Source organism: Natronococcus sp., assembly GCF_047921035.1.
Taxonomy (GTDB): domain Archaea; phylum Halobacteriota; class Halobacteria; order Halobacteriales; family Natrialbaceae; genus Natronococcus.
Genome location: NZ_JBLRWX010000191.1, coordinates 1 through 2884, shown reverse-complemented (window position 1 = coordinate 2884; position 2884 = coordinate 1). Strand labels below are relative to the sequence as shown.

Annotated in this window: 2 protein-coding genes; both read left to right on the top strand. The window is 68.2% G+C overall.

What is annotated here, in order from left to right:
- Positions 1-245: 245 nt before the first annotated feature.
- Positions 246-1406, top strand: coding sequence for a signal peptidase I (locus tag ACNA7R_RS19955; RefSeq protein WP_416285290.1), 1161 nt, complete (start codon positions 246-248; stop codon positions 1404-1406).
- A 66-nt stretch (positions 1407-1472) separates the two neighbouring features.
- Entirely contained in the window at positions 1473-2651 is a 1179-nt protein-coding gene (locus tag ACNA7R_RS19950) for a DUF5305 domain-containing protein (protein ID WP_416285289.1), read from the top strand.
- Positions 2652-2884 lie beyond the last annotated feature (233 nt).

Below are 2884 nucleotides of genomic sequence, written 5' to 3'. Positions count from 1 at the left end.
GATACTAGTTAGTGTAATAACATAGTGGGGAAGTACTAGCATCGCTTGCCGCTTCGTTTGTCGCTACCGTGACGGTTCAAGCCCGTCTTGACCCCCTCCTCGAGGCGGTTCAAGGTCGGCTTGACGCCCTGCAGGCACCGCCAGACGTTATCTAACGTGCCTATAGTAAGGGGCCGCCCGCTCGTCGTCGGTTTCGGGTACGTCCGATCTCGCGGGTGGCGGGAACCCGGACGTGCGGGGGGACGATGAGCACACAACAGGGGAACGCGCGGAGACTCGCGAAACTCGCCGCGATCGGCGCCGTCGCCGTCGTGTTGCTCGCGATCGTCGCGGGACACCTGCTCGGGGTTCCGATCGCGCTCAGCTACGTCGAAACCGGCAGCATGGAGCCGACGATCGAGACCGGCGACGGCTTCGTCGCCGTGCCGTCGGCCGTCGCGGGGCCGGTCGAGGAGGGCGACGTGATCGTCTTCGACGCCCGGGAGATCGAGGGCGGCGGGCTCACCACCCACCGGGTCGTCGAGGTCACCGACCAGGGGTACGTCACCCAGGGCGACGCGAACCCGTTTCCCGACCAGGACTCCGGCGAACCCCTCGTCACCGACGGCCAGGTCGTCGCGACGGCCCTCGAGGTCGACGGCGAGCCGGTGACGATCCCCTACCTCGGGACCACCGTGATGGGCCTCGAGAGCGGGCTCGAGTCGAGCCAGCAGCGACTGGCGTCGACGCTCGGGACGACCGCCGTGCTGGGCACCCAGGGGTTGTCCTACCTGCTGCTCGCGTTCGGCCTGCTCGTGCTCGGCGTCTCGCTCGCGCTCGAGCGACGAAGCGGAGCGATCCGGGAGCGGACTCGAGAGCGCTCGCGTGCAGAGGTGTACGACACGCGGAAACTCGTCGTCGGGCTGGCCGCGCTGCTGGTCGTCGTCTCGCTGGCGACGATGGTCGCGATGTCGGGGACGACCGAGACGGGGATCGTCAGCGCGGAGTTCGACTCCGAGCGTCCCGACGTGATTCCGATGGGTGAAACCGAGAGTCACGAGTACGAGCTGTACAACGGCGGGCTCCTGCCGACCGTGACGATCGTCGAGCCGGCCAGCGAGGGGGTCGCCGTCGACGAGCGGACGACCCTCGGCTACGGCGAGAACGAAACGGCGACCGTCGCCTACACCGCGCCGCCCGAGACGGGGTACTACCTCCGGTCGGTGAGCGAACGCACCTACTTCGCGGTGTTGCCGGAGCCGATGATCGCATCCCTGCACGGGATTCACCCGTGGGCGGCGATGGCCTCCGTGACGGCGGTGCTGACGGGGATGCTCGTCGCGCCGCTGGCCCTCCTGATCGGCACCGGTTCGATCAGGACGCGCTCGCGGTCTCGCTCGCGCTCCCCGGGTGGCGTAAACGACTGACAGCTATGATTCGATACAACGACTCGAACGACGGGGGGATCGACCGTGATCAGTGACCGACGGCGCGTGCGGCTTCGCACCGCGCTCGACGAGTGGTTCGTCGTGGTGGTCGTCGCCCTGCTCGGGCTCGCCCTCCTCGGGGGGTGGGGCGCCTACGGCGCGGTCGCCGACGACGGCGACGAGGAGTTCGAACAGCGAACCGTCGAGGCGTGGTCGACAACGGGCGGCTTCGACCACAGCGCGACCGTCCAGGAGGAAAACGAGGTGTTCCCGGTCGGCACCGAACTCTCGGATCGCTCGATGTACTTCGCCGAGGTCGCGCCCGAACTCGAGGCGACCTTTACGTACGGGTACGACGCGCCCGCGGGCGACGTCGCGGTCGACGTCGAAGCCGACCGCGTGATTCGGTCGGTCGGCGAGACCGACGACGAGGAGGTAGTCGAGTACTGGGCGGTAAACGAGACGATCGCCCAGGAGGAGACCGAGTCCCTCGCGCCCGGCGAGGAGCAGACGGCGTCGTTCACCGTCGACGTTCCCGAAACGGCCGCGGAGGCCGAGGAGATCCAGGAGGACCTCAACGAATCCGCGGGCGACCTCGAGACGGTCGTCGAAGTCCAGGTCGCGATCGAGGGGACGATCGACGGCGAGTCGGTCGATCGCGTCGACACCTACGAGCTGGTCCTCGAGCCCGACGACGCGACGTACGCGGTCGAGGCGCCCGCGGCCGAGGAACGGACCGAGGAGCGAACCGAGGAGGTCGCGGTCGCGGGGAGCTCCGGCTCTGGCGGGCTCGGCGCCGTCGTCCTCGCCCTGCTGGGGCTCGGCTCGGTCGCGGCCCTCGGCGTTCTCGGGGTCGCTCGGCGGAAGGGGACCCTCGCGCCCTCGGCGGTCGAACTCGAGCGAATCGACGCCCGCTACGAGCGCGAGGAGTTCGACGACTGGATCTCCCGCGGGACGCTTCCGGTCGACGTCCGCGAGCGCTCGCGGATTCAGATCGCGACCCTCGAGGACCTCGTGGACGTCGCCGTCGACTGCGACCGCCGCGTGATCGAGGACGAACGCGACGGGCGGTACTACGTCGTCGACGGGGAGGCGGTGTACGTGTACGTGCCTGAGGGGCTCGAGGACGATCGAGATCTGGTTCTCGAGGTCGACCCGCAGGAGGCGGAGGAGCCAACCATTATCGGTGACGGCTCGGGTGAGGAGAGCGGGCTCGAGGACGAGAGCGACGACGCCGGTTCGTAGCGGTCTTTTGGTTTTCGGTCGATTCGAACGAGCCGTGGAACGGTGACGCGTTTTCGTTCTTCAGTAGCTCGCTCGAGCCACAGGACGTGTTGGGAGCCGAGCTGGCGTCGACGTTCTCATCAGGTGTCGGCGATTGGCTCGAGAACGGCGTTCGAACGCTTTCACCACGCGGTAGCGCGGAGGCCCCGGCCTCAACGAGAGAGCGAAGCAAACGAGTAGGCCGGGGAGGAAGC

What these genes read in the sequence shown, in the direction of transcription:
- ACNA7R_RS19955 (WP_416285290.1), top strand. Translation starts at nt 246, where the DNA reads ATGAGCACACAACAGGGGAACGCGCGGAGACTCGCGAAACTCGCCGCG.